This window comes from Streptomyces musisoli (assembly GCF_016741855.1).
Lineage (GTDB): Bacteria > Actinomycetota > Actinomycetes > Streptomycetales > Streptomycetaceae > Streptomyces > Streptomyces musisoli.
Window position 1 is genome coordinate 14,821 of sequence record NZ_JAERRH010000028.1, and the last position, 21,931, is coordinate 36,751.

A 21,931-nucleotide genomic window follows, 5' to 3' on the forward strand; every position below is an offset into this window, starting at 1 on the left:
CATGTCCCCTCAGACGGCGCCCACCCGGCGGCTGGGGCTGTACGACACGTGGTGGACGGTCGGAGCCGCCGCACTCGCCGCCTGCCTGGGTCTCTCGGCATGTGCCTGGATATCCCTGCACCTGCGCGTGGATGCCGCCCTCCACACCATGGCGCTTTTTGCCCATCTGGCCTCGCTGGTGCTCGGCTTCGGAGCGGTCCTGGTGGCCGACTACTACGCTCTCCTGTGCCTGACGGGCCGTTGCACCCTGAGTGACGCCCTGAACAGCGCGGGCCGCCTCCACGTCCCCATCTGGACCGGCCTCGTCGGTCTGGTAGCCAGTGGCGTGATGCTCCACCCAGACCTTGGCTCCGCCCTCACCCGCATCAAGTTGGGGCTGGTGCTCGTCCTCACGCTCAACGGCCTCCAGGCCGGGCTCCTGAACAGGCGCATGACGCAACAGTGCTCTGCCACGCTTGCCCCGCGCTTCCTCGCCCGGGCAGCCGCGACAGCTCTCGTGTCTCAGGTCTGCTGGTGGGGTGCCGTGGTGATCGGATTCCGCAACAGTCAGCGCTGAGGTCGGCGTAGCGACGGGGCAGCGGTTGCGGGGACGTGGCCCGCGTCGTCACGGCGGCTACCTCGGGTCCTGGTCGAACTTCGAGGCCGACCAGAAGTAGCCGAGCACGGCCAGACCCAGGCACCAGGCGACGGCGAGCCAGCCGTTGTCGCCGATCCCGGTGCCGAGCAGCAGGCCGCGCAGGGTCTCGATGGCGGGGGTGAACGGCTGGTACCGGGCGACCGGCTGGAACCAGCCCGGCATCGAGTCGAGGGGGACGAAGGCGCTGGACAGCAGCGGCAGCAGGATCAGCGGCATCGCGTTGTTGCCGGCGGCCTCGGCGTTGGGGCTGATCAGGCCCATGCCGACCGCGATCCAGGTGAGGGCCAGGGCGAAGAGCACGAGGAGCCCGAAGGCGGCGAGCCATTCCAGGACGGTGGCGTCCGTGGAGCGGAAGCCGATGGCCACGGCGACGGCGCCGACGAGGACGACGCTCATCACCGACTGGAGCACGCTGCCGACGACGTGCCCGACGAGGACCGAGGGGCGGTGGATCGCCATCGTGCGGAAGCGGGCGATGATGCCCTCGGTCATGTCGTTGGAGACGGAGACCGCGGTGCCGATCGTGGTGGAGCCGATGGTCATCAGCAGCAGGCCCGGCACGATGTAGGCGACGTAGTCGGAGCGGTCTCCGCCGTCGATGCCCGCGCTCATGGTGTCGCCGAAGATGTAGACGAAGAGCAGCAACAGCATGATTGGGGTGAGCAGCAGGTTCAGGGTGAGGGAGGGGTAGCGGCGGGCGTGCAGCAGGTTGCGGCGCAGCATGGTGGAGCAGTCGCGTACGGCGAGGGAGAGGGAACTCATCGGGCGGTCTCCTTGTGCTGGTCGGGGATGCCGGTGGGGCCGGTCAGGGCGAAGAAGACGTCGTCCAGGTCGGGGGTGTGCACGGTCAGTTCGTCGGCCTCGATGCCGGCGGCGTCCAACCAGTCCAGGAGGGAGCGCAGTTCGCGCTGGCTTCCGCCGCTGGGGATCTGGAGGGCGAGGGATTCGTCGTGCCGGGTGGCCTCGCGCAGCGCCGAGGCCGCGTTCCGGTAGGCGGCCGGGTCGGTGAAGCGGAGCCTGACGTGTCCGCCGGGGATGAGCCGCTTGAGTTCCTCCGCGGTGCCTTCGGCGGCGATGCGTCCGTTGTCGAGCACGGCGATGCGGTCGGCGAGTTCGTCGGCCTCTTCCAGGTACTGGGTGGTGAGGAAGGCCGTGACGCCGTCGGTGACGAGTTCGCGGATGATCTGCCACATGTTGTGCCGGGAGCGCGGGTCCAGTCCGGTGGTCGGCTCGTCGAGGAAGATGATCCGCGGGCTGCCGACCAGGGTCATGGCGATGTCGAGGCGGCGCTTCATGCCGCCGGAGTAGGTGGAGGCGGGCTTCGACGCGGCCTCGGTGAGGTCGAAGCGCTCCAGCAGCTCGGCGGTGACCCGGCGCCCCTCGCCGCGGGAGAGGTGGTGCAGGTCCGCCATGAGGAGCATGTTCTCCGCGCCGGTGATCAGGCCGTCGACGGCGGAGAACTGCCCGGTGACACCGATCGCGGCCCGCACGGCCCGCGGGTCCGCGGCGAGGTCGTGGCCGCCGACGCGGATCGGGCCGGAGGCGGGGTCGGCGGAGACGAGGGTGGAGAGGATCTTGACGACGGTGGTCTTGCCGGCGCCGTTCGGGCCGAGCAGGGAGAAGATCGTGCCTTCCCCGACGGCCAGGTCGACGCCGTCCAGGACGGTCTTGTCGCCGTAGGACTTGCGCAGCCCGTGTGCCGCGATGGCCGGGTGGGTCATGAGAGGTGCCCCCTTGTTCGCTCTAGTTGACTGCGGATTCACAGACTGCGGGCGGTGATGTCGCCGTAGGCGGTGGTCGCCCGGATGTTCAGGGGGGCGTCGGCACCGTCGGCGTTCCGGAGCGAGTTGCTCACCCGGCCGTAGCCGGTGCCGGCGTCCAGGGAGGCGGAGACTCCGCGGGCGGCACCGACCGAGATCTCACCCTGCTCGGTGCGCAGGGTGACCGTGCCGCACACGGCCTGGGTGATCCGGATGTCGCCCCTGTGGGTGCGGATCTCGGCGGGGCCGCACAGCCGGCCGACCGAGACGTCGCCGTCGTGGGCGGTGAGGCGGGCGCTCGCGGCCTCGTCGACCTTGACCGAGCGGTAGCCGCCCTCGAAGACGACGTCACCGAGCCGTCCCACGCCCCGGAACTCGGCGGCGCCGGCCTTCGCCTCGACGCGGGAGCCGGCGGGCAGCTGGATGGTCACCTCGACGGCCCCGGAGTGGCCGAGGAGCCGGTTCTTGGCCGCCGGGGCCTCGACCCTCAGCACCCCGTCGCCGTAGACGACCTCGACCAGCTCGGCCGCCTTCACGTCGCGGCTCTTGGAGGCGTCCGCGGGGAGGATCTCGACGGTGGTGTCGGCCCGGTCGGCGGCGATGAACCGGATGTGTCCCGCGGGGATGTCGAGGACGGCGGAAACCGGGGCGGGGGTGTCGAACTTCTGCATCGTGCGCTCCTTCGTCTGCGTCGGGCACTCCGTCGGCCCGTCGTTTCTGACACTGGAAACGCTACGTTGCGTTCAAGGATTGAGCAACGCATTCGTTGCGCACGGATGCCATATATGCAGGTCAATGCCTAGAAATTGTTGCAATGGACCTGATGAGAACGCAACAATCACCACTCCTACCGTTGCAATGACTCGGAAGTGAACGCTATAGTGGAGGCAGCCGAGCAACACGAAGGAGACCGCGATGCCGGGAGGCAGACTCACCCAGCAGGAGCGTCAGCAGATCGCGCTGGGGCTGGCCGACGGCCTCGCCTACGCGGAGATCGCACGGCGCCTCGACCGCCCGACCTCGACCGTCACGCGCGAGGTCATGCGCAACGGCGGCCCCACCGCCTACCGCGCCGAACTCGCCCACCACGCCACCGAACGCCGCGCCCACCGGCGCAGGCAGGCCGCGCCCCGGGGGGCGGAGGCGCCCCCGCGCGCCGACGACGGCCGCGACCCCGAGGCCGTACGCGAGTACGAGGAGGCGTTCACCGCCCTCCTCATGCAACAGGGCCTGCCGAAGATGATGTCCCGGGTGCTGACCTGCCTCTTCACCACCGACGCGGGCAGCCTCACCGCGTCCGAACTCGCCCAGCGTCTCCAGGTCAGCCCGGCGTCCGTGTCCAAGGCGATCACGTTCCTGGAGAACCAGGGGCTCATCAGCCGGGAGCGCGACGAACGCCGCCGCGAGCGCTACGCCGTCAACGACGACATCTGGTTCCAGTCGATGGCCGCCGCCGCCCAGTCCAACTTCCGGCTCGCCGAGACCGCACGTCAGGGCGTGGGCGTCCTCGGCCCCGACACTCCGGCCGCGGTCCGCCTCGAGAACATCGCCCGCTTCCTCGACTTCGTCGGCGAGAGCATCGCCCGCGCCGCGGAACAGGCCCGCGACGTCCTGTACACGAAACCCGAGACGGCCACGGACGGCCCCGGCTGAGCCACGCCCGGACCGCCGGCGGGCGGCCACCTCGACGGTCATCGGCAGGGGGCCGGCCCGAGGATCCACGTCACCGGTGACCGCGACGACGGCGGGCGCCCTGGAGCGACGGAGCCGGTGACGGCGGGCGTGCTGCGGCGCCGGCGGTTCCACGTCGCGCGCTTCCGCGCTCTCGGTGGCGCCGGCGCCGTCGTCCGGTCGCCGCCGCGGCGGCGACCGGGACGCCGTCTACGCGTAGACGGCGATGTCCTTGATCACGGCGAAGCCGAGTCCGTACGCGCTCATCCCCCGCCCGTACGCGCCCAGGTGAACCCCGGACTCGGTGGTGCCGGCCAGCACCCACCCGTACTCCGACTCCCGGTAGTGGAACTGGGCCGCGACGCCGTCCACCGGCAGGGAGAGCCTGGACCACTCCGGGCCGTCGAGATCGTCGGCCAGGGCCCAGGCCGTCTCCGTCTGCTGCTCCAGCCAGTCGTCCCGCAGGCTGTGGTCCATCTGGCCGGGCCAGGTGAACGACAGCAGCCCCACCCCCGCCAGCCACGCCGCGGAGGACACTGAGGTCGCCTCCAGCAGCCCCGTGCCGTCGGCGGTCCGCCGGGACGGCTGCGCGGCGACCGTCACCACGACGGCGAACTTCTCCCGCGGCTCACCGGCGCTCCCGGACTCGTTGCGCACCGAGGGCTCGTCGCCGTGCCCGATCGAACCGTGCTCGACGGCGCCGTCGGCCGTCGTACCGACCTGCATCAGCCAGCGAGGCCCCGTGAACGCCTCGTCGAGCCCGTACCACGGGAAGGGCGCCCTCAGGTAACCGTCGATGGTGCGCCGGGCGGAGGGGAACTGCTGTCCGCCCTCCGCGGCCGGCGCCTGCGCGCCCACCCGACTCGTCGTCTCCATCTGCCCGGACGCCTCCTCGCTCTCGTCGGACCGGGCTGACCCGCCCCCCTTCGGGCGTACGCGTCCGGTCCGCACAACAACTCGGCAGCATATCCACACCGCTGAGACCAGCAGGGCAGGCGCTGGATGCGTGGGTCGCACGAACGACCTGTTCAGGCCGTGCGCGACGGGTGTGCGCTATGAAACGCGTCACGTGTGCGGCGTACGCCCGCGTGCGCGTGTCGGAGGAGCGCGGTCAGGTGGCGTCCGCGTCGAAGGGCGGCCGGTCGTCGTCGCCGGGCGTCTCGGGCTTCTTGGCCATGTCGATGCGCCCGCCGGAGGAAGGGGCCGAGGAGGACGGCGAGGACGAGGAGGACGCCTCGCTGTCGCGGCTGTTCACCGCGTCCGTGACCTCGGCCATCTCCTTCTTCAGGTCGAATCCGTTGCGGATCTCCTTCAGCCCCAGGTCATCGTTGTCCAGCTGCTTGCGGATGAAGGTCTTGGGGTTGAGGTCCTCGAACTCGAAGTCCTTGAACTCCGGGCCCAGTTCGCTGCGGATGTCGTGCTTGGCGCTCTCCGAGAACTCGCGGATCTTCCGGATCGTCCGCGTCACGTCCTGGATCACCTTCGGGAGCTTGTCCGGACCGAAGACGAGCACGGCGAGCACGACGATCGTCACCAGCTCCAGTGGTCCTATGTCATTGAACACCTGACGCTCCTTGCGATGTCCTCGGTCGCTCAACGGTACCCGGCGTCACCGTCCGACCGGTACCGTCCCTTGGTGAGACTTCTGTCAGTTCTGCTCCGAGGCGCCCAGCACGAGTGAGATCTCCCGCTCGGTCCCGCCGCGTTCGACCGTCAGGCGCAGCCGGTCGCCGGGCCGGTGGGCGCGGATCTTGACTATCAGCTCTTCACCGGTGTGGACACGTTCTCCACCGACCCCGGTCACCACGTCGCCCGGCTTGAGACCGGCCCGCTCACCTGGGCCGCCCCGGTTGACGGCGGGACCGCCGCTCGCGCTCTTGGCGTCGATACGGGCGCCGTCGCCGGTGTAGCCCATGTCGAGGGTGACGCCTATCACAGGGTGCGTGGCGCGGCCGTCGTTGATGAGTTCCTCGGCGACACGCTTGGCCTGGTTGACGGGAATGGCGAAGCCGAGGCCGATGGAGCCGGCCTGGCCGCCGCCCGAGGAGTCGGAGCCGCTGCCCGCGGAGCGGATGGCGGAGTTGATGCCGATGACCTGGGCCCGGGAGTCGAGCAGCGGACCGCCGGAGTTGCCGGGGTTGATCGGGGCGTCGGTCTGGAGGGCGTCGACGTACGACACGTCGCTGCCGTCGCTCTTCCCCCCGCCGGCCGTGATCGGCCGCTCCTTGGCGCTGATGATGCCGGAGGTGACCGTGTTGGCGAGGTCGAAGGGGGCGCCGATGGCGACGACGGGGTCGCCGACCCTGACGTCGTCGGAGTTGCCGAGGGGCAGCGGGGTGAGTCCGCGGACGCCGTGCACCTGGACGACGGCGAGGTCGTAGCCGCTGTCCCGGCCGACGACCTTGGCCTTGACGGTGTCGCCGCTGCTGAAGGTCACGGATATCTCGCCGTCCGTCCCGGCGGGCTCGACCACGTGGTTGTTGGTGAGGATGTGGCCCTGGGCGTCGAGCACGAAACCGGTGCCGGTCCCCGCCTCGTCGGCCCCCCTGACGTGCAGCGTGACCACGCTGGGCAGGGCGCGGGCGGCGATCCCGGCCACACTGTCCGGTGTCCGGCCGGCCGGCACGCTCCCGGCCTGCGGCAGCCGTATGTCGGCGCCGAGACCGTCGCGTTCCACGTAGGCGCCGACGGCTCCGCCGATGCCCGCGGAGACGAGGGCGACGAGGAGGGTCCACACGACGGCGAGGCGCCGCGCCCGGCGATTGCGCCGGCCGTCCGTCAGCACCGCTTCACCGGTCTGCTGCAACGGCCCCCGGGCGAGCGCCTGCTGAGTGGGGGAGCCGCCGGCCCAGGGATCGTAACGGCCCCAGGCGTCGCCGCCCTGCGGAACGGAGCCGGCGACCGGGGGCACGGAAGCCGCGGGTACGGCGGCGGGGGGTACGGAGGCCGCGGGTACGGAGGCCGGGACGGCACCGGGGAGTACGGCAGTCGTGGGCGCCGGTGCCGCACCGCCGGGCACGGCAGCCGCGGGCACCGAAGCGGGGCCCGGTACGTGGGGCGCGGGCGCCGACGCCGGGCCCGGTACGTGGGGCGCGGGCGCCGGCGTGGGCAGGGGCGCCGGCGGGACCGCGGGCGGGGGTACGGCCGTCCCGGGTGCCGAGGCGGCCACCGGGTGCTGCACCGGCGGCGCGGGCGCCCAGGGCCCGGGTTCGCCGTACGGCGGGGTGCTGTAGGGATCGGGGTCGTGCAACGGCTTGGGCCGTTCACCGGACGCCGCTACGGCGGTCTCCCCGGCGGGCTCGGACCGCTCCGCGACGAGTCCGGACCGCTCGGCGTCAGGCTCGGGGCCCGCCGCAAGAGGCTCGGGCCGCTCCGCGACGGACGGCACGGCGGTCTCCCCGGCCGCCACGGCAGTCCCTGAAACCGCTACGGCCCTCTCCCCGGCCCCTTCCGCGGTCTCGCCGTCGGTGGCGGGTGGCGGGGCCGGGACCGGCTTGGCCAGTTCGAAGTCCCCGTCGGCCCCGGTGGCGTCCGGTACGGCGCCCCCGGTGCTGACGGGCCGGTCGGCGCTCTCCGTCCGGCCGGCCGGTGTCGCATCCGCCGCTCCCTCCGGTTCTTCCACCGGCGGGACACGGTTCCCCTCGTTCATGCTCTCCCCACGGCTGAGCCGCGACCGCGCACTGCCACGGCCACGGGACGTCGTCCACCGCCCCGGGGTCGTCGCCGCGGGCACGGCCTCACAGGATTGAACCAGGTTCGCGGGCCGGGGCGCAGTGACCGGTCAGGGCGACCCGTGGGGCGCGGTGGGAGGAACCGGGGAGACCGGGGCTGCGGAGGGAGCGGGCGTGGTGTCGGGGACGGGGGCGGACAGCAGACCGGGGCCGGTGGCTCCGGGAGTCGTGGACCAGTCGGCGAGCGGGAGGGCCACCGTCTCGTCGAGCGGGCGTATCAGCGGGGAGACGGCGGCCGCACCGGCGAACACCGGCGCGGTCAGGCCGCGTACCGCCCCGGTGGGGGCCTGTCCGGTGGCCGTGACGGGCATGCCGGGCAGCAGCGGCGCGGACAGGGTGGTCGGCGCCACCGGGGCCGGGCCGAGCAGCGCGCCCCCCTGGGCGAGCAGCGGTCCGGCCGGACGCCGGCGCTGGCTGTCGGGCGTGGCCGCGCCCCCGCCCCCGCCGTTGCCCGCCGAGCGCGACGGGGTCACATTGCTGCCGTTGCCGGAGCCGCCGCGGGCGTCCGTGGTCAGGTCGCCGGGGAAGGCGGTGGTCACGCCGCCGAGGGCGACCGCGGCCAGCGACACCGCGCCGGCGGCGGCGAATGCGAACCGCAGCCCGCGCGAGGCGGAGCGGCCGTCGTCCGGGCGGCCGACGGGGTGGATGCGGAAGCCGCCGCCCTCTGGTCCGGCTGTGCCGTCCGCGGCGGCGGGGACGAAGCCGTGCGCGGGGGCGGGGACGTACCCGAACGGGAGGCGCTCGCCCCGCCTCACTCCGAAGGCCCCGGTGGCGGACCCGCCGCCGAGGAATCCGCCCCCGGGCGACGGCGTGCCGCCGCCGTCCAGGTCACCTCCTCCGGGGAGGCCCTGGAGACGGGCCAGCAAGCTCGCCGAGGGCGGGGGCGGGGCCGCCTCCGCGAAGACGTTCTTCAGCGCGCGCTGGGCGTCCGCCTCGGCTTTGCACCGGGCGCAGGTGGCCAGGTGCGCGAGGACACGCTCACGCGTCTCATGACCGAGCTCTCCGTCCACCAGGGCGGAGAGCCGGTCTCCCAGGTGCTGCTCTGCGAGGTGTGCCTCCTCGACAGGTTTCGGCCGAGATCCACTCACGCGGTCGCGCCCCCTCCCCCCAGAGCGGGGACACGGGCCAGGAAGGAGCGCCGCTCGGCCGCGCGGGCCTCCGGGGAGCGGTGCGCGAGGGCCTTGCGGAGCTGGGAGCGGCCGCGGTGGATACGGGAGCGGACCGTGCCCAGCTTCACGCCGAGGGTGGCGGCGATCTCCTCGTACGACAGTCCTTCGATGTCGCACAGGACGACGGCGGCGCGGAACTCGGGCGCCAGGGTGTCGAGGGCCTGCTGGACGTCGGCGTCGAAGTGCGCGTCGTTGAAGAGCTGTTGCGGGGTGGGCTCGCGGCTGGGCAGGCGCTCGGCCGCGTCCTCGCCGAGGGCGTCGAAGCGGATGCGCTGCTTGCGCCGGACCATGTCCAGGAAGAGGTTGGTGGTGATGCGGTGCAGCCAGCCCTCGAAGGTGCCCGGCGAGTACGTCGACAGGGAGCGGAAGACGCGGACGAAGACCTCCTGGGTGAGGTCCTCGGCGTCGTGCTGGTTGCCCGTCAGACGGTAGGCGAGTCGGTAGACCCGGCCGCTGTGCGTGCTGACGATCTCGTCCCACGTGGGCGGAGTCCACGCCTGCCCGTCCGCGTCGGTGGCGAAGGTCGCGGTCTGGGCGTCGCCTGCGGCGGCGGCGCGGCTGTCAGCAGCGGTGTCGGTCACGGATTTCGGCCTGCCCGCCGACCCGAGGAAGCGCCGCAGCACTCCGCCCCGGTCCCCGGGCGCAGCCGCACCTCCCCTGTCGGCTCTGGTGGTGTCCAGTGGAGCCCCTACCATAGCCACCTCGCCCGTTAGCTCCGGATAAGCGGTTTTACGAGAATTTGATACACGCTGATACTGCTGCGTCAGCAGTTGCTCGGCGCCCTGCTCCACCTCTCGCCCCCCGTCGCATCCACGGCCACCGTCTCATCCCTATAAACGCCTGGTCCCATCTGCGGGTTCCCGGCGCCAACGGATACAGTCACGCCCAGGCAACCACGGGGACAGGAGAGGGTCATTACCGGCAACCGGCAGACGAGCTGGGCGTTCGCCGACGCCTTTGTCGCCGAGGACGAAGCGCTGCACTGGGCCCGCGACCGGGCCCGGGAGTCAGGGCTGCGCTCGGTGTCGCCCAGCACGGGCGCCGCGCTGCGACTGCTCGCCGCCTCCGTGGACGCGAAGGCGGTCGCGGAGATCGGCACGGGCTGCGGGGTGTCCGGGATCCATCTGCTGCACGGGATGCGGCCGGACGGGGTGCTCACCACGGTGGATCCGGAGCCGGAGCACCAGCAGTTCGCCCGGCAGGCCTTCCGGGTCTGCGGCTTCGCCAGCAACCGGGCCCGTTTCATCCCCGGCCGGGCCCTGGAGGTGCTCCCGCGTCTGGCGGACGCCGGCTACGACCTCGTCTTCTGCGACGGGGACCGGCTGGAGTACCCGGACTACCTCGCTGAATCGTTGCGCCTGCTGCGGCCGGGCGGCCTGGTGGTCTTCGAGGGCGTCTTCGCGAACGGCCGCACGGTGGACTCGGGTCCGCAGCCGACCGAGGTGCTGCGGCTGCGGGAGCTGCTGCGCACCGTCCGGGAGAGCCAGGAGCTGGTCCCGTCGCTGCTGCCGGTGGGCGACGGACTGCTGTGCGCCGTCAAGCGGTAGGACGGACTGCTGTGCGCCGTCGGGCGATTGTACGGACTGTCGTGCGCCGCCGAGCGGTAGACGGACCGCTGTGCGCCGCCGAGCGGTGATCCGGGGCGCGACGGCCCCCGGGGACGCGCCTGCCCCGACACCGCGTACGATGCCGGGGCAGGCGCGAGAACAGGATCACTGGGACGTCAGACGACGACCTTCTTGAGGGCGTCTCCGAGCGCCTCGGCCTCGTCAGGGGTCAGTTCGACGACGAGTCGACCGCCGCCTTCGAGCGGAACGCGCATGACGATGCCCCGCCCCTCCTTGGTCACCTCGAGCGGGCCATCACCCGTCCGCGGCTTCATGGCCGCCATGCTCGTTCCCCTTCCTGAAACCAGCTCATCGTCTGCCGACGGCCCCACGAGGGCACCCGCCATCCGAAACGGACACGCGACACCGGCATCGAACACATTGCTTCCCAGCCATTATCCCGCATCGCAGGACCCGATGACCAACATCAGTAGGCATCGCTTGGGCAACGCGCGCGAGCAAAACCACCCAATTCGGCGATGTGCCTGCGATACTGCGCCACCGCACGAAGATCCGCCGACCGGCTCCGCTCCGTAATTCTTTGACGCAGGTCACACGTCCGGTCCGGTCCTCGGCCGGTGATGTCCGCCATGCTGTCCTCAGACATGGACGTACTGAGCGGTACGTCACCAGCCGCGAACACCGGAGGGGATCCGCCATGGCCGACACCGTGCTCTACGAGGTGAGCGACGGACTCGCGACGATCACGCTGAACCGCCCCGAGGCGATGAACGCGCTGAACGTCGCGACCAAGGTCGCTCTCCGGGAGGCGGCGGAATCGGCGGCCGGCGACACGGCCGTACGGGCGATCCTGCTGACCGCCGCCGGGGACCGGGCGTTCTGCGTGGGCCAGGACCTCAAGGAGCACATCGGGCTGCTGGTCAGTGACCGGGAGACCGGGACGCGGCAGACCATGAACACGGTCAAGGAGCACTACAACCCGATCGTGCGCGCGCTCGCCGGGGCGGCGAAGCCGGTGGTCGCGGCGGTGAACGGCGTCGCGGCCGGGGCCGGGTTCGGTTTCGCGCTCGCCGCGGACTACCGGCTGGTGGCCGACACCGCCGCCTTCAACACCTCGTTCGCGGGCGTGGCCCTGACCGGCGACTCCGGCATCTCCTGGACGCTGCCCCGGGTGATCGGCCCGAGCCGCGCCGCCGACCTCCTCCTCTTCCCGCGCAGCATCAGCGCCCAGGACGCGCTGGAGCTGGGCATCGCCAACCGGGTCGTCCCCTCCGCGGAGCTGCGCGCCGAGGCGGAGAAGGTGGCCCGGGCGCTGGCCGAGGGGCCGACGGTGGCGTACGCGGCGCTCAAGGAGGCCGTGGCCTACGGCCTGACGCACTCCCTCGAAGAGACGCTGGAGAAGGAGGACGAACTCCAGACGCGGGCCGGGGCATCCGAGGATCACGCCATCGCCGTCCAGGCGTTCGTGAACAAGGAGAGGCCCAAGTACCTGGGGCGGTAGCCCGCCCGCCGGTGCGCCGCGGCGGGCTCTCGCCCCTGCGGCGGACCCGCATGGCGATACGGTCGCGTCCCTTACGGGGCGCTCCTCGCCACGCACGTCTCCAAGTGGTCGTTGACCAGGCCGCAGGCCTGCATCAGCGCGTACGCCGTCGTCGGGCCGACGAATCTCAGGCCCCGCTTCTTCAGGGCCTTGGACAGGGCCGTGGACCGCTCCGTCACCGCCGGGACGTCGGCGAGGGTCTTCGGGGCCGGGCGGGTGGCCGGGTCGGGGGCGTGGGACCAGATCAGCTCGTCCAGGTCGCCCTCGGCCCAGTCGGCGAGAACGCGCGCGTTGGAAAGCGTGGCGTCGATCTTGGCCCGGTTGCGGATGATGCCCGGGTCGGCCAGGAGGCGCTCGCGGTCGGTGTCGGTGAAGGCGGCGACCTTCTCGATGCGGAAGTCGGCGAAGGCCGTGCGGAAGCCCGGACGGCGGCGCAGGATCGTGATCCAGGACAGGCCCGACTGGAAGGCCTCCAGGCTGATCCGTTCGAAGAGGGCGTCGTCGCCGTGGACCGGACGGCCCCACTCCTCGTCGTGGTACGACACGTAGTCGTCGGTGGACAGGGCCCACGGGCAGCGCAGGGCGCCGTCCGGACCGGCGACGGCGGCACCGGAGGTCATCGCTGGTCCTCCGGACCCTCGGTCTTGTCCGGCCGGCCGTGCCGCTCGTGCGCCGCGGCGGCTCTGGCACCGGCCAGCGCCGACTCCAGATCGGCGATACGGGCGTCCCGCTCGCCCAGCTCCGCGGCGAGCCGGCCGAGCGCGTCGTCGACGTCCGCCATGCGGTAGCCGCGCGGCGCGAGGGGGAAGCGCAGGCTCTCCACGTCCGTGCGGCCGACCGGGCGGTCCACGGGCAGCGGGTCCTGGAGCCGCTCGGGTGCCGCCTCGGGCAGCGGGGCGCTCTCGCCGCCGCCCACCACGGCCAGGGTCACCGCGGCGACCACGACGGCCAGCGCGACGACCAGGAAGAAGAACATCAGCATCGCCAGGGGTCCCCACGCTCGGTACCGGACGCTGTGCCGGAAGCAGAATCTGTCAGGCTCCGATCGTGCCATGCGAGTCTGACAGTTAGGGTCACAGGCGGCCGTACAGCGGGACGTACTAGGAAAGGTCACAGCGGATGCTCAGGCTGGGCAGGCGGGAATTCGGGCCGCACGAGCCGGTGATCATGGCGATCGTGAACCGGACGCCGGATTCCTTCTACGACCAAGGCGCCACGTTCCGCGACGAGCCGGCCCTGGCGCGCGTCGAGCAGGCGGTGGCCGAGGGCGCCGCGATCATCGACATCGGCGGGGTCAAGGCCGGACCCGGCGAGGAGGTCACGGCCCAGGAGGAGGCTCGCCGGACGGTGGGCTTCGTCGCGGAGGTACGGCGCCGGTTCCCCGATGTGATCATCAGCGTGGACACCTGGCGGGCCGAGGTCGGCGAGGCCGTGTGCGAGGCGGGCGCGGATCTGCTGAACGACGCGTGGGGCGGGGTCGACCCGGGGCTCGCGGAGGTCGCGGCGCGCTACGGGGCGGGGCTGGTGTGCACGCACGCCGGGGGTGTGGAGCCGCGTACGCGTCCGCACCGGGTGACGTACGACGACGTCGTGGCCGACATCCTGGAGGTGACCCTCGGGCTGGCGGAGCGGGCGGTCGCGCTCGGTGTGCCGCGGGAGTCCGTGCTGATCGATCCCGGGCACGACTTCGGGAAGAACACGCGGCACAGCCTGGAGGCGACGCGGCGGCTGGACGAGATGGTGGCGACGGGCTGGCCGGTGCTGGTGTCGCTGTCCAACAAGGACTTCGTCGGCGAGACGCTGGACCGGCCGGTGAAGGAACGGCTGATCGGCACGCTGGCGACGACGGCCGTCTCCGCGTGGCTCGGGGCGCAGGTGTACCGGGTGCACGAGGTGGCCGAGACCCGTCAGGTGCTGGACATGGTGGCGTCCATCGCCGGCCACCGGGTCCCCGCGGTGGCACGCCGCGGCCTGGCCTGACCGGCCCCGCCCCGCTCCCGGCGGACTGGGGTGCGCGGCCGGCCGGGCCGGGCGGGTGGGCGGGGAAGCGATGTCGGCCGGAGCCCCGCGCTAGCGGCCCGCCTCCTTCGAGACCAGGGCCACGGCCTCCGTGACGTCGTCCGTCACGTGGAACAGGAGCAGGTCCTTCTCCGCCGCCTTGCCCTGGGCGACCACCGTGCTGCGCAGCCACTCCACCAGCCCGCCCCAGTACTCGCTGCCGAACAGGACGATCGGGAAGCGGGTGACCTTCTGGGTCTGGACCAGGGTCAGGGCCTCGAACAACTCGTCGAGGGTGCCGAGGCCGCCGGGCAGGACCACGAACCCCTGCGCGTACTTCACGAACATCATCTTGCGGACGAAGAAGTACCGGAAGTTCAGGCCGATGTCGACGTAGGGGTTCAGCCCCTGCTCGAAGGGCAGCTCGATGCCGAGGCCGACCGAGGTGCCGCCCGCTTCGCACGCCCCCTTGTTGGCCGCTTCCATGGCTCCCGGCCCGCCGCCCGTGATGACCGCCCAGCCCGCCTCCACCAGCCCTCGGCCGAGCCGCACGCCCGCGTCGTACTCCGGGGAGTCCACCGGCGTCCGCGCCGATCCGAACACGCTGATGGCAGGGGGAAGTTCGGCCAGGGTGCCGAAGCCTTCGATGAACTCCGACTGGATGCGGAGCACGCGCCAGGGGTCGGTGTGGACCCAGTCCGAGGGGCCGCCCGCGTCGAGCAGCCGCTGGTCGGTCGTACTCGCGGTGACCTGGCCCCGCCGCCGGAGGACCGGTCCGAGCCGCTGCTCGTCCGGCGGCTGCTTCTTCCCCTGGGGGTTGCCGGTAGCCATGTGCGCTCCCTCCGCTTGCCGGTAGTTCGATCTCAGACTAGATCCAGCCGGGTTGCGGAGGGGGGACCCGCGCATGTCCGCCATGCGTGCGGCGGCGGGCGTCCGCTATGCGGTGAGCCAGTTCCGCAGGCGCTCCTCGCCCGCGAGGATCTTCGCGGTCTCCACGCGCTCGTCGCGCTTGTGGGCCAAGTGGGGGTTGCCGGGTCCGTAGTTCACTGCGGGGACGCCGAGCGCGGAGAAACGGGACACGTCCGTCCAGCCGAACTTGGGCCGCGGGGTGCCGCCCACCGCCTCGATGAAGGCCGCCGCCGCCGGGTGGGAGAGTCCGGGCAGCGCGCCGCCGCTGTGGTCGTCGACCACGAATTCCTCGACGCCGCAGTCCGCGAACACCTCGTGGACGTGCGCGACGGCCTCTTCCTCGGTGCGGTCGGGGGCGTAGCGGAAGTTGACCGTCACCACGCACTCGTCGGGGATGACGTTGCCGGCCACTCCCCCGCGGACGGCCACCGCGTTCAGGCCCTCGTGGTACTCCAGGCCGTCGATGACCGGCCGGCGCGCCTCGTAGGAGGCCAGACGGGCCAGGATGGGGGCCGCCGCGTGGATGGCGTTCGAGCCCATCCACGAGCGTGCCGAGTGGGCCCGCTCGCCCTTGGTCTTCAGATGCACCCGCAGCGTGCCCTGGCAGCCGCCCTCGACCTCGCCGTCGGAGGGTTCGAGCAGGATCGCGAAGTCGCCCGCCAGCCACGCGGGGTGGGCCTCGGCGACGTGCCCGAGCCCGTTGCGCTCCGCCTCGACCTCCTCGTTGTCGTAGAAGACGAAGGTCAGGTCGCGGTTGGGGGCGGGCACCGTGGCCGCGATGCGCAGCTGCACCGCAACGCCCGACTTCATGTCGCAGGTGCCGCAGCCCCACAGCACGCCGTCCTCGTCGAGCCGCGAGGGGACGTTGTCCGCGATCGGGACGGTGTCGATGTGGCCGGCCAGGATGACGCGCTCGGCGTGGCCCAGGTCGGTGCGGGCGATCACGTTGTTGCCGTGGCGGTCCACCGTCAGGTGCGGCAGGGCCCGCAGGGCGGTCTCGATCGCGTCCGCGAGCGGCTTCTCGGTTCCGCTTTCGGACGGGAAGTCCACGAGCCGCGCGGTGAGCGAGGCGGCGTCCAGCGTGAGATCAAGCGAGGTGTCGGCCATGGCCACGACCCTAGCGCGCCGCTCGCCGGGGCCGGTCCCGGCGCGTGACGCGGACCCCCCGCGAGGGCCGGGCAGGGCTCCAGTACCTTGTACGCGTGCCAGAGCCGTCCCCCACCCGTCCCAAGCGTCGCGGTCGCCTCTTCCGTTTCACCGCGGCCCTGTTGGTCCTGTGCGGCGTCGTCGCGTACCTCGTGGTGCAGTACATCACCGGAGGCGGCGGAGCACGCGGCTGCAAGGTGGTCTCGGCCTCCGACGGCAGCTCGTCGTACGAGTTCACGCCCGAGCAGGCGAGCAACGCGGCGACGATCGCCGCCGTCGGCACCGGGCGCGGCATGCCCGAGCGGGCCGTGACGATCGCGATAGCGACCGCGCTCCAGGAGTCGGGGCTGCGCAACATCGAGCACGGTGACCGGGACTCGCTGGGCCTGTTCCAGCAGCGGCCCTCGCAGGGCTGGGGCACCGAGCGGCAGATCATGGACCCGACGTACGCGGCGGGCATCTTCTACGCGCACCTGGCCAAGGTGCCCGACTACACCGACCTGCCGCTGACGGTGGCCGCACAGCGGGTGCAGCGCAGCGGCTACCCGGAGGCGTACGCCAAGCACGAGACGGACGCCACGCTGCTGTCGGCGGCCCTGACCGGGCGGGCGGCGGCCACGCTGACCTGTGACGGGCGCCCGCAGCGCACGGCCTCGGCGACCGGTCCGCAGGCGGTGCGGGCGGCGCTGGTACGGGACTTCGGGCGGGACGCGCTCCAGGAGACCGGGGCGGTGGTCGGCGGCACGCCGGTCCCGTCGCCGTCTCCGTCGCCGAGCGTGACGGCGACCGCGCGCGGGCGGACGGTGACCGTTCCGGTGAGCGAGGGCCCGCGGGCGGCCGCGACCGGGCGCGACGAGGGCGCGCGGGGCTGGCAGCTGGCGCAGTGGGCGGTCGCCAACTCGTCGGCCCTGCACATCCAGCGGGTGTCGTACGCGGGGCGGGAGTGGACCGCGGGGAGCAGCAGCGACGAGTGGCGGACGGCCCGCTCGCAGGGGGCCGCGGGAGCGGAGAGGTCCGCGGAGGCGGTCCGGATCCTGACCGGACAGTAGTACGGCGGGTCACCCCGGCGGGTTGTGCGGCGCCGGGCGGCCCGGCCGTCCGGGCGGGCGGTGCGCCCGGCACGGAAACCCTTGGAAATCACGGGCCGGAAGGATTCTGCACAGGGCGGGACAGAAGCTCTTTGCCCGTTTTTATCCACACCTGATAATGCGATGCGTTACCCATTCTTTACCTAGGGCGTCCGCAACCTTCGCGGGCTTCGAGCGGTAGTCACGGCGTCCGAGCCGGACACGAGCCCGGACACACACACCGTTCTCTCCCGTCGAATGGAGCATCATGTCCCTCCCTCTGACCCGCCGGATCGCCCGTGCCGCGCTGCTCGTCGCAGCGGGAGCGGCTGCCGGGGTCGGTGCGGCCGGCTCCGCCGGTGCGGCCACGAACCTGCCGGCGGCCACCCCGAACCTGGGCGGCGTGACCGCGCTGGACGGGGCGCACGTCGGAAACACCGTCGACGGTGCCGCGCAGAACGTCACCCAGCTCGCGGGCCACGCGGGCGGCAAGGCGGTCGAGCAGGCGGTGCCGGCCGCCGGCAAGACCGGCGGCGGTGCCGTGAAGAAGGCGGCGCCGGTGGCGCAGAAGGCCGCGGGGGCCGCGGCCGGGACCGCGGGGTCCGCCCTCGGGGACGCCGCCGCCGGTGCGACGAAGGGCGGACTGCCGACGGGCTCGCTCACCAAGGGCGGGCTGCCGACGTCGTCCCTGCCGACCAAGGGGCTGCCGCTGGGCGGCTGAGCGCCCGGCTGTGACCGCCGAAGGGGCCCGGGGCCTTCCCGCCCGGGCCCCTTCGGCTTTCGCCCTGCGGTGGGCGGCTACGCCGTCAGGCGGGACACCGCCGCCCGCACCCGCTCGTCCGTCGCCGTGACGGCCACGCGGACGAACTTCTCGCCCGCCTCGCCGTAGAAGTCGCCCGGAGCCACCAGGATGCCCAGCTCGGCCAGGCCGGCGACCGTGGCCCAGCAGGACTCGTCCCGGGTGGCCCAGAGGTAGAGGCTCGCCTCGCTGTGCTCGATGCGGAAACCCTGGGCGAGGAGCGCCGCCCTCAGGGCCTCGCGGCGGGCCGCGTAGCGCTCGCGCTGCTCCCGGACGTGGGCGTCGTCGCCGAGGGCGGCCACCACCGCGGCCTGCGTCGGCGCGGAGGTCATCATGCCCCCGTGCTTGCGGATCTCCAGCAGCGGTCCCAGGACGGCCGGGTCGCCGGCGATGAAGGCCGCGCGGTAGCCGGCCAGGTTCGAGCGCTTGGAGAGGCTGTGGACGGCGACGATGCCGTCGTAGGAGCCCCCGTTGACGTCCGGGTGCAGGACCGAGACCGGGTCGGCCTCCCAGCCCAGCTCCAGGTAGCACTCGTCGGAGAACACCAGGACGCCGTGTTCGCGGGCCCAGGCGACGATCTCCGTCAGCTCCTGCCGGGACAGGACCTTGCCCGTCGGGTTGGACGGGGAGTTCAGCCAGAGCAGCTTCAGGTTCGAGGGGTCCAGCTCCCGCGGGTCGTCGTAGACCTCGTACCCGGCGCGGGCGAGGCGGGCGCCCACCTCGTAGGTGGGGTAGGCCAGGCGCGGGTAGGCGACCTTGTCGCCGGGGCCGAGGCCGAGCTGGGTCGGCAGCCAGGCCACCAGTTCCTTGGAGCCGACGACCGGCAGGACGTGGCGGTGGGTGACCCCGCGGGCGCCCAGACGGCGCTCCAGCCAGCCGGTGATCGCGTCGCGCAGGGCGGGGGTGCCCCAGACGGTCGGGTAGCCCGGGGAGTCGGCCGCGTCGATCAGGGCCTTCTGGACCAGCTCGGGGACCGGGTCGACCGGGGTGCCCACGGAGAGGTCGACGATCCCGTCGGGGTGCGCGGCGGCCGTCTTCTTGTACGGCTCGAGCTTGTCCCAGGGGAAGGTGGGGAGCCGGTCGGAGACTGCGGACACGGAAATCAGGCTCACTTTCGTACGGGGCGGCAAACGCCTCGGTCCCGTGCGGCGCCGATCAGGGTGATCGGGCCGTACGGGACCGAGGCGGCGCCGAGGTCCCCCGGGCCGCGCGGAGCCGGGAACCGGGGGGTCGGCCGCTGACGTTCAGACGGTCACTCGCCGCCCTGCGGCGGCAGCGCGGCGACGAAGGGGTGGTCGCGCTCGATCAGGCCCAGCTTGCTGGCGCCGCCGGGCGAGCCCAGCTCGTCGAAGAACTCGACGTTCGCCTTGTAGTAGTCCTTCCACTCCTCCGGAGTGTCGTCCTCGTAGAAGATCGCCTCGACCGGGCAGACCGGCTCACAGGCACCACAGTCGACGCATTCGTCCGGGTGGATGTACAAGGACCGCTGGCCCTCGTAGATGCAGTCGACCGGGCACTCCTCGATGCACGCCTTGTCCTTCACGTCGACACAAGGCTGCGCGATGACGTAGGTCACGCTGTCGTTCCTCCTCGATAGGGCGCTGGCGGGCCTCCTCAGGCTCCGCCGCCTGGCGCGCGGGAGCGCGGCGTCGTCGATGCCCGCCCCTAGTATCTCCGTTCCGGAGCATGATCCGCACAGGAGGGGTGAATTGACCAGTGGAAATCTCGGCGACAGGACGCCTTGAAGTCCGAATTACCCCGTCTGACGTGGGGAAACGGGTGGTCGTAAGGCGCTTGGGCGAACCTGGTGCTGGGCCGGAGAAGTTCACTGACACGGTCGGTGTTCTCACATCATGGGACGGCGGCGTGCTCATGATCACACGACGGGACGGGGAAAGTGTCAGGATTCCCCAGTCGGCTCTGGTAGCCGGGAAGGTCGTGCCGTCCGCTCCGGCGCGCCGCCGGGGTCCCGCCGCCTCGTACCCGGAGCTGGCGCGCATCGCCGCCCGGGCGTGGCGGCCGGTGGAGAGCGAGCGGCTCGGCGAGTGGGAGCTGCGGGCGGCGGTCCAGGACGTGCCGCACGACGAGGGCACCCCCGCGCCCCCGGCACCGGCGGAGCGTCCGGCAGGGGCTGAGCGTCCGGCAGGGGCGGGGCGTCCGGCAGGGGCGGTGACCGGACGCCGGGCGGGCTTCACCCGGCGGGCCAACAGTGTGCTGCCGCTCGGTGATCCCGGGCTTCCCCTCGACGCGGCCCTGGATGCCGTACGACGCTGGTACGGCGAGCGTGGCCTGCCCGCCTACGTGCAGACCGCGACCGGCGCCGAGGGCACGCAGGAGCTGCTCTGCGCCGAGCTGGAGCGGCGCGGCTGGGTGCGTGAGGTGACCGCCGAGCTGTGGACCGGTGCGCTGGCGCCGGTCGCGGACCGGGCCGAGGGCGCGGGTGTGGTCCTGTCCCGGACGGTGGACGAGGCGTGGCTCGCCCGGTACCGGCGCAAGGGGGTGAGCGAGGTGGCCCTGCGGGTGCTCGGCTCGGAATCCCCCCGCTCGGGCGAGGCCGGGCGGGAGCCGGGACCGTCGGTGTGGTTCGCGGCCCTGCCCGGCGCCGGTGCCGGCGAGCCGCCGGCGGCGATCGGACGGTGTGTCGTGGACGGGCGGTGGGCCGGGTTCGCCGCGGTCGAGGTGGACCCCGCCCGGCGCAGGCAGGGGCTGGCCACCGAGGTGATGGCCGCACTGGCCCGGCGCGCGCTGGACGAGGGCGCTTCGGCGGCCTGGCTGCAGGTGGAGGCGGACAACGAGGGCGCCCGGGCGCTCTACCGCGCGCTCGGCTTCGTCCCGCACCACGCCTACCACCACTACCGGGCGCCGGAGCCGGAGACATCCGTTGCTCCCGAACGCTCGTAGAACCCGCCGTGGAAGGGCATGAGCCTGCCATGCGTCACCCGTATCTGCCGCCCCCGTACCCGCCCCCGCCCGAGCGCTCCGCCGAGCTGCGGCGGCGGTTCGCCGAGGAGGCCCGGTCCGAGCGGCCGGACCTGTCGGCGCTGTGCCTGCTGATCGGCGCGGAGACGGACGGCTCGCTGGACGAGACCGGCATCGACGCCGCGCAGGCGGAGCTGGACCGGCTGGCGGGCGAGCTGCCGTACCGGCCGGGCGGGCCGCGGGCGTGGGCGGAGGCCGTACGCCGGCTGCTCGGCGACCGCTACGGGTTCCACGGCACGCCGGGCGACTACCAGCGGCTGGAGTCGTCCCTGCTGCACGAGGTCCTGCGGCGGCGGCGCGGACTGCCGATCCTGCTGTCGGTGGTGTGGCTGGAGGTCGCGCGCCGGGCGGGGGCCCCGGTGTACGGGGTCGCGCTGCCGGGGCACTTCGTGGTCGGGTTCGGGACGGCGGCGGAGCAGGTGCTGGCCGATCCGTTCGACACCGGGCGGGTGCTGACCGGGCCGGACGCCGAGTTGCTGGTGGTGGGTGCCACGGGTACGCCGCTGGAGCCCTCGATGCTGGAGCCGGCGCCGCCCCTGGAGGTCGTGCAGCGCGTTCTGAACAACATCCGGGCGTGGGCGGCGGCGCGGCCGGAGCGGTCGGATGTCGCGCTGCGGGCGGTGGAGCTGGCGCTGCTGATCCCCTCGCATCCGGCGCGGCTGCGCTACGAGCGCGGGCAACTGCTGGTGCAGCGCGGGGAGTTCATGGCAGGCGCCGACGAACTTGTCGCGTACGCCGACCTGATCGAGGTGGTCGACGAGTCCGCGGCCGGGAAGGTGCGGCAGGAGGCCCGTATCGCGCGGGCCAAGCTCAACTGAGGTGCCGGCGGCCCGGGGTCTCGTGCGCCGGCCCCGCCGACGCGCCCACGCGCCCTCCTGACGAACCCGTCCGCCCACCCGCGGCCCAGAGCCCGCGGACCGCGCGCATGCTCACAGCCGGCCCTTGTCCCGGGCCGTC

General features: G+C 72.8%; 23 protein-coding genes and 2 pseudogenes. 10 read left to right on the forward strand and 15 right to left on the reverse strand.

The genetic code is table 11. From position 1 onward, the window contains the following. The first annotated feature begins 1 nt into the window (after window position 1). Window positions 2–556 (forward strand): hypothetical protein, encoded by a 555-nt coding sequence (locus JK361_RS36755; protein ID WP_201826748.1) that lies wholly within the window; start codon window positions 2–4, stop codon window positions 554–556. A 57-nt stretch (window positions 557–613) separates the two neighbouring features. Here JK361_RS36755 and JK361_RS36760 read toward each other — a convergent pair whose 3' ends face one another. From JK361_RS36760 to JK361_RS36770, 3 genes are read right to left on the reverse strand one after another with little or no spacing between them, the layout of a single operon-like run. Next, the gene (locus JK361_RS36760; RefSeq protein WP_201826750.1) at window positions 614–1,399 is read right to left on the reverse strand and encodes an ABC transporter permease; all 786 of its coding nucleotides are present in this window, start codon (window positions 1,397–1,399) and stop codon (window positions 614–616) included. Then, on the reverse strand, window positions 1,396–2,358 hold the full coding sequence (locus tag JK361_RS36765) for an ATP-binding cassette domain-containing protein (protein WP_201826752.1): 963 nt from the start codon (window positions 2,356–2,358) through the stop codon (window positions 1,396–1,398). The genes JK361_RS36760 and JK361_RS36765 overlap by 4 nt, the downstream gene beginning before the upstream one ends. 38 nt (window positions 2,359–2,396) lie before the next feature. Beyond that, window positions 2,397–3,068 carry a DUF4097 family beta strand repeat-containing protein gene (locus JK361_RS36770; RefSeq protein WP_201826754.1) on the reverse strand — a complete coding sequence of 224 codons (672 nt, stop codon included), beginning with the start codon at window positions 3,066–3,068 and terminating at the stop codon, window positions 2,397–2,399. A 244-nt stretch (window positions 3,069–3,312) separates the two neighbouring features. Between JK361_RS36770 and JK361_RS36775 the strand changes: the two genes are divergently transcribed. After that, on the forward strand, window positions 3,313–4,050 hold the full coding sequence (locus JK361_RS36775) for a GbsR/MarR family transcriptional regulator (RefSeq protein WP_201826756.1): 738 nt from the start codon (window positions 3,313–3,315) through the stop codon (window positions 4,048–4,050). A gap of 228 nt (window positions 4,051–4,278) precedes the next feature. Here the strand turns inward: JK361_RS36775 and JK361_RS36780 are convergent, their stop codons facing one another. From JK361_RS36780 to sigE, 5 genes are all read right to left on the reverse strand, one after another. Then, window positions 4,279–4,944, reverse strand: a complete 666-nt coding sequence (locus JK361_RS36780; RefSeq protein WP_201826759.1) for a hypothetical protein — start codon at window positions 4,942–4,944, stop codon at window positions 4,279–4,281. A 235-nt stretch (window positions 4,945–5,179) separates the two neighbouring features. Then, window positions 5,180–5,632 (reverse strand): sec-independent translocase, encoded by a 453-nt coding sequence (locus JK361_RS36785; protein ID WP_201826760.1) that lies wholly within the window; start codon window positions 5,630–5,632, stop codon window positions 5,180–5,182. An 84-nt stretch (window positions 5,633–5,716) separates the two neighbouring features. Continuing rightward, entirely contained in the window at window positions 5,717–7,717 is a 2,001-nt protein-coding gene (locus tag JK361_RS36790; protein WP_201826762.1) for a trypsin-like peptidase domain-containing protein, read from the reverse strand. Window positions 7,718–7,849: 132 nt separating this feature from the next. After that, complete coding sequence (locus tag JK361_RS36795; RefSeq protein WP_201826764.1) at window positions 7,850–8,887, reverse strand: zf-HC2 domain-containing protein; 1,038 nt, start codon at window positions 8,885–8,887, stop codon at window positions 7,850–7,852. After that, a complete protein-coding gene (gene sigE, locus JK361_RS36800) occupies window positions 8,884–9,591 on the reverse strand; it encodes an RNA polymerase sigma factor SigE (protein ID WP_201826832.1) in 708 nt (235 codons plus the stop codon). Before sigE ends, JK361_RS36795 begins: the two co-directional genes overlap by 4 nt. 225 nt (window positions 9,592–9,816) lie before the next feature. On the opposite strand from sigE, the gene JK361_RS36805 reads away from it, so the two are divergent. Continuing rightward, on the forward strand, window positions 9,817–10,515 hold the full coding sequence (locus tag JK361_RS36805) for an O-methyltransferase (protein WP_307787419.1): 699 nt from the start codon (window positions 9,817–9,819) through the stop codon (window positions 10,513–10,515). A 176-nt stretch (window positions 10,516–10,691) separates the two neighbouring features. Here JK361_RS36805 and JK361_RS36810 read toward each other — a convergent pair whose 3' ends face one another. After that, entirely contained in the window at window positions 10,692–10,859 is a 168-nt protein-coding gene (locus JK361_RS36810) for a DUF3117 domain-containing protein (RefSeq protein WP_018544333.1), read from the reverse strand. A 374-nt stretch (window positions 10,860–11,233) separates the two neighbouring features. Here JK361_RS36810 and chcB point away from each other — a divergent pair, with 374 nt between their 5' ends. Then, entirely contained in the window at window positions 11,234–12,037 is an 804-nt protein-coding gene (gene chcB, locus JK361_RS36815; RefSeq protein ID WP_201826766.1) for a 2-cyclohexenylcarbonyl CoA isomerase, read from the forward strand. A 71-nt stretch (window positions 12,038–12,108) separates the two neighbouring features. On the opposite strand, the gene JK361_RS36820 is transcribed toward chcB, so the two are convergent. Beyond that, the gene (locus JK361_RS36820; RefSeq protein ID WP_201826768.1) at window positions 12,109–12,696 is read right to left on the reverse strand and encodes a DNA-3-methyladenine glycosylase I; all 588 of its coding nucleotides are present in this window, start codon (window positions 12,694–12,696) and stop codon (window positions 12,109–12,111) included. Further along, window positions 12,693–13,058 carry a DivIVA domain-containing protein gene (locus tag JK361_RS36825; protein WP_201826770.1) on the reverse strand — a complete coding sequence of 122 codons (366 nt, stop codon included), beginning with the start codon at window positions 13,056–13,058 and terminating at the stop codon, window positions 12,693–12,695. The genes JK361_RS36820 and JK361_RS36825 overlap by 4 nt, the downstream gene beginning before the upstream one ends. Window positions 13,059–13,195: 137 nt before the next feature. Between JK361_RS36825 and folP the strand changes: the two genes are divergently transcribed. Continuing rightward, entirely contained in the window at window positions 13,196–14,056 is an 861-nt protein-coding gene (gene folP / locus JK361_RS36830) for a dihydropteroate synthase (protein ID WP_201826772.1), read from the forward strand. Window positions 14,057–14,146: 90 nt separating this feature from the next. Here folP and JK361_RS36835 read toward each other — a convergent pair whose 3' ends face one another. Further along, entirely contained in the window at window positions 14,147–14,905 is a 759-nt protein-coding gene (locus tag JK361_RS36835; RefSeq protein WP_201826774.1) for an LOG family protein, read from the reverse strand. Between the two features lie 105 nt (window positions 14,906–15,010). Further along, window positions 15,011–16,090 carry a succinyl-diaminopimelate desuccinylase gene (gene dapE, locus JK361_RS36840; protein ID WP_201826776.1) on the reverse strand — a complete coding sequence of 360 codons (1,080 nt, stop codon included), beginning with the start codon at window positions 16,088–16,090 and terminating at the stop codon, window positions 15,011–15,013. 95 nt (window positions 16,091–16,185) lie between these two features. Here dapE and JK361_RS36845 point away from each other — a divergent pair, with 95 nt between their 5' ends. Beyond that, on the forward strand, window positions 16,186–17,178 hold the full coding sequence (locus JK361_RS36845; RefSeq protein WP_201826778.1) for a VldE C-terminal domain-containing protein: 993 nt from the start codon (window positions 16,186–16,188) through the stop codon (window positions 17,176–17,178). Window positions 17,179–17,464: 286 nt separating this feature from the next. Continuing rightward, window positions 17,465–17,917 carry an ATP-binding protein gene (locus JK361_RS36850; protein ID WP_201826780.1) on the forward strand — a complete coding sequence of 151 codons (453 nt, stop codon included), beginning with the start codon at window positions 17,465–17,467 and terminating at the stop codon, window positions 17,915–17,917. Between the two features lie 77 nt (window positions 17,918–17,994). Here the strand turns inward: JK361_RS36850 and JK361_RS36855 are convergent, their stop codons facing one another. Continuing rightward, window positions 17,995–19,092 (reverse strand): bifunctional succinyldiaminopimelate transaminase/glutamate-prephenate aminotransferase, encoded by a 1,098-nt coding sequence (locus JK361_RS36855; protein ID WP_201826782.1) that lies wholly within the window; start codon window positions 19,090–19,092, stop codon window positions 17,995–17,997. A gap of 155 nt (window positions 19,093–19,247) precedes the next feature. Further along, window positions 19,248–19,571, reverse strand: a complete 324-nt coding sequence (fdxA, locus tag JK361_RS36860; RefSeq protein WP_201826784.1) for a ferredoxin — start codon at window positions 19,569–19,571, stop codon at window positions 19,248–19,250. 140 nt (window positions 19,572–19,711) lie between these two features. Here fdxA and JK361_RS42885 point away from each other — a divergent pair. The 3 genes and pseudogenes from JK361_RS42885 to JK361_RS36870 all read left to right on the forward strand — a co-directional run. Further along, window positions 19,712–20,059 (forward strand): annotated as a pseudogene (locus JK361_RS42885) (putative acetyltransferase); the annotation flags it as partial. Window positions 20,060–20,179: 120 nt separating this feature from the next. Next, a pseudogene (locus JK361_RS42890) lies at window positions 20,180–20,896 on the forward strand (GNAT family N-acetyltransferase); the annotation flags it as partial. Between the two features lie 29 nt (window positions 20,897–20,925). Beyond that, on the forward strand, window positions 20,926–21,792 hold the full coding sequence (locus JK361_RS36870) for a transglutaminase family protein (RefSeq protein WP_201826787.1): 867 nt from the start codon (window positions 20,926–20,928) through the stop codon (window positions 21,790–21,792). The last annotated feature ends 139 nt before the right edge of the window (window positions 21,793–21,931 follow it).

Excerpts from the sequence above, each read along its gene's own strand:
- JK361_RS36755 (WP_201826748.1), top strand. The coding sequence starts at position 2 with ATGTCCCCTCAGACGGCGCCCACCCGGCGGCTGGGGCTGTACGACACG.
- JK361_RS36760 (WP_201826750.1), bottom strand. The coding sequence starts at position 1,399 with ATGAGTTCCCTCTCCCTCGCCGTACGCGACTGCTCCACCATGCTGCGC.
- JK361_RS36765 (WP_201826752.1), bottom strand. The coding sequence starts at position 2,358 with ATGACCCACCCGGCCATCGCGGCACACGGGCTGCGCAAGTCCTACGGC.
- JK361_RS36770 (WP_201826754.1), bottom strand. The coding sequence starts at position 3,068 with ATGCAGAAGTTCGACACCCCCGCCCCGGTTTCCGCCGTCCTCGACATC.
- JK361_RS36775 (WP_201826756.1), top strand. The coding sequence starts at position 3,313 with ATGCCGGGAGGCAGACTCACCCAGCAGGAGCGTCAGCAGATCGCGCTG.
- JK361_RS36780 (WP_201826759.1), bottom strand. The coding sequence starts at position 4,944 with ATGGAGACGACGAGTCGGGTGGGCGCGCAGGCGCCGGCCGCGGAGGGC.
- JK361_RS36790 (WP_201826762.1), bottom strand. The coding sequence starts at position 7,717 with ATGAACGAGGGGAACCGTGTCCCGCCGGTGGAAGAACCGGAGGGAGCG.
- JK361_RS36810 (WP_018544333.1), bottom strand. The coding sequence starts at position 10,859 with ATGGCGGCCATGAAGCCGCGGACGGGTGATGGCCCGCTCGAGGTGACC.
- chcB (WP_201826766.1), top strand. The coding sequence starts at position 11,234 with ATGGCCGACACCGTGCTCTACGAGGTGAGCGACGGACTCGCGACGATC.
- JK361_RS36820 (WP_201826768.1), bottom strand. The coding sequence starts at position 12,696 with ATGACCTCCGGTGCCGCCGTCGCCGGTCCGGACGGCGCCCTGCGCTGC.
- JK361_RS36825 (WP_201826770.1), bottom strand. The coding sequence starts at position 13,058 with ATGCTGATGTTCTTCTTCCTGGTCGTCGCGCTGGCCGTCGTGGTCGCC.
- folP (WP_201826772.1), top strand. The coding sequence starts at position 13,196 with ATGCTCAGGCTGGGCAGGCGGGAATTCGGGCCGCACGAGCCGGTGATC.
- JK361_RS36835 (WP_201826774.1), bottom strand. The coding sequence starts at position 14,905 with ATGGCTACCGGCAACCCCCAGGGGAAGAAGCAGCCGCCGGACGAGCAG.
- dapE (WP_201826776.1), bottom strand. The coding sequence starts at position 16,090 with ATGGCCGACACCTCGCTTGATCTCACGCTGGACGCCGCCTCGCTCACC.
- JK361_RS36850 (WP_201826780.1), top strand. The coding sequence starts at position 17,465 with ATGTCCCTCCCTCTGACCCGCCGGATCGCCCGTGCCGCGCTGCTCGTC.
- JK361_RS36870 (WP_201826787.1), top strand. The coding sequence starts at position 20,926 with ATGCGTCACCCGTATCTGCCGCCCCCGTACCCGCCCCCGCCCGAGCGC.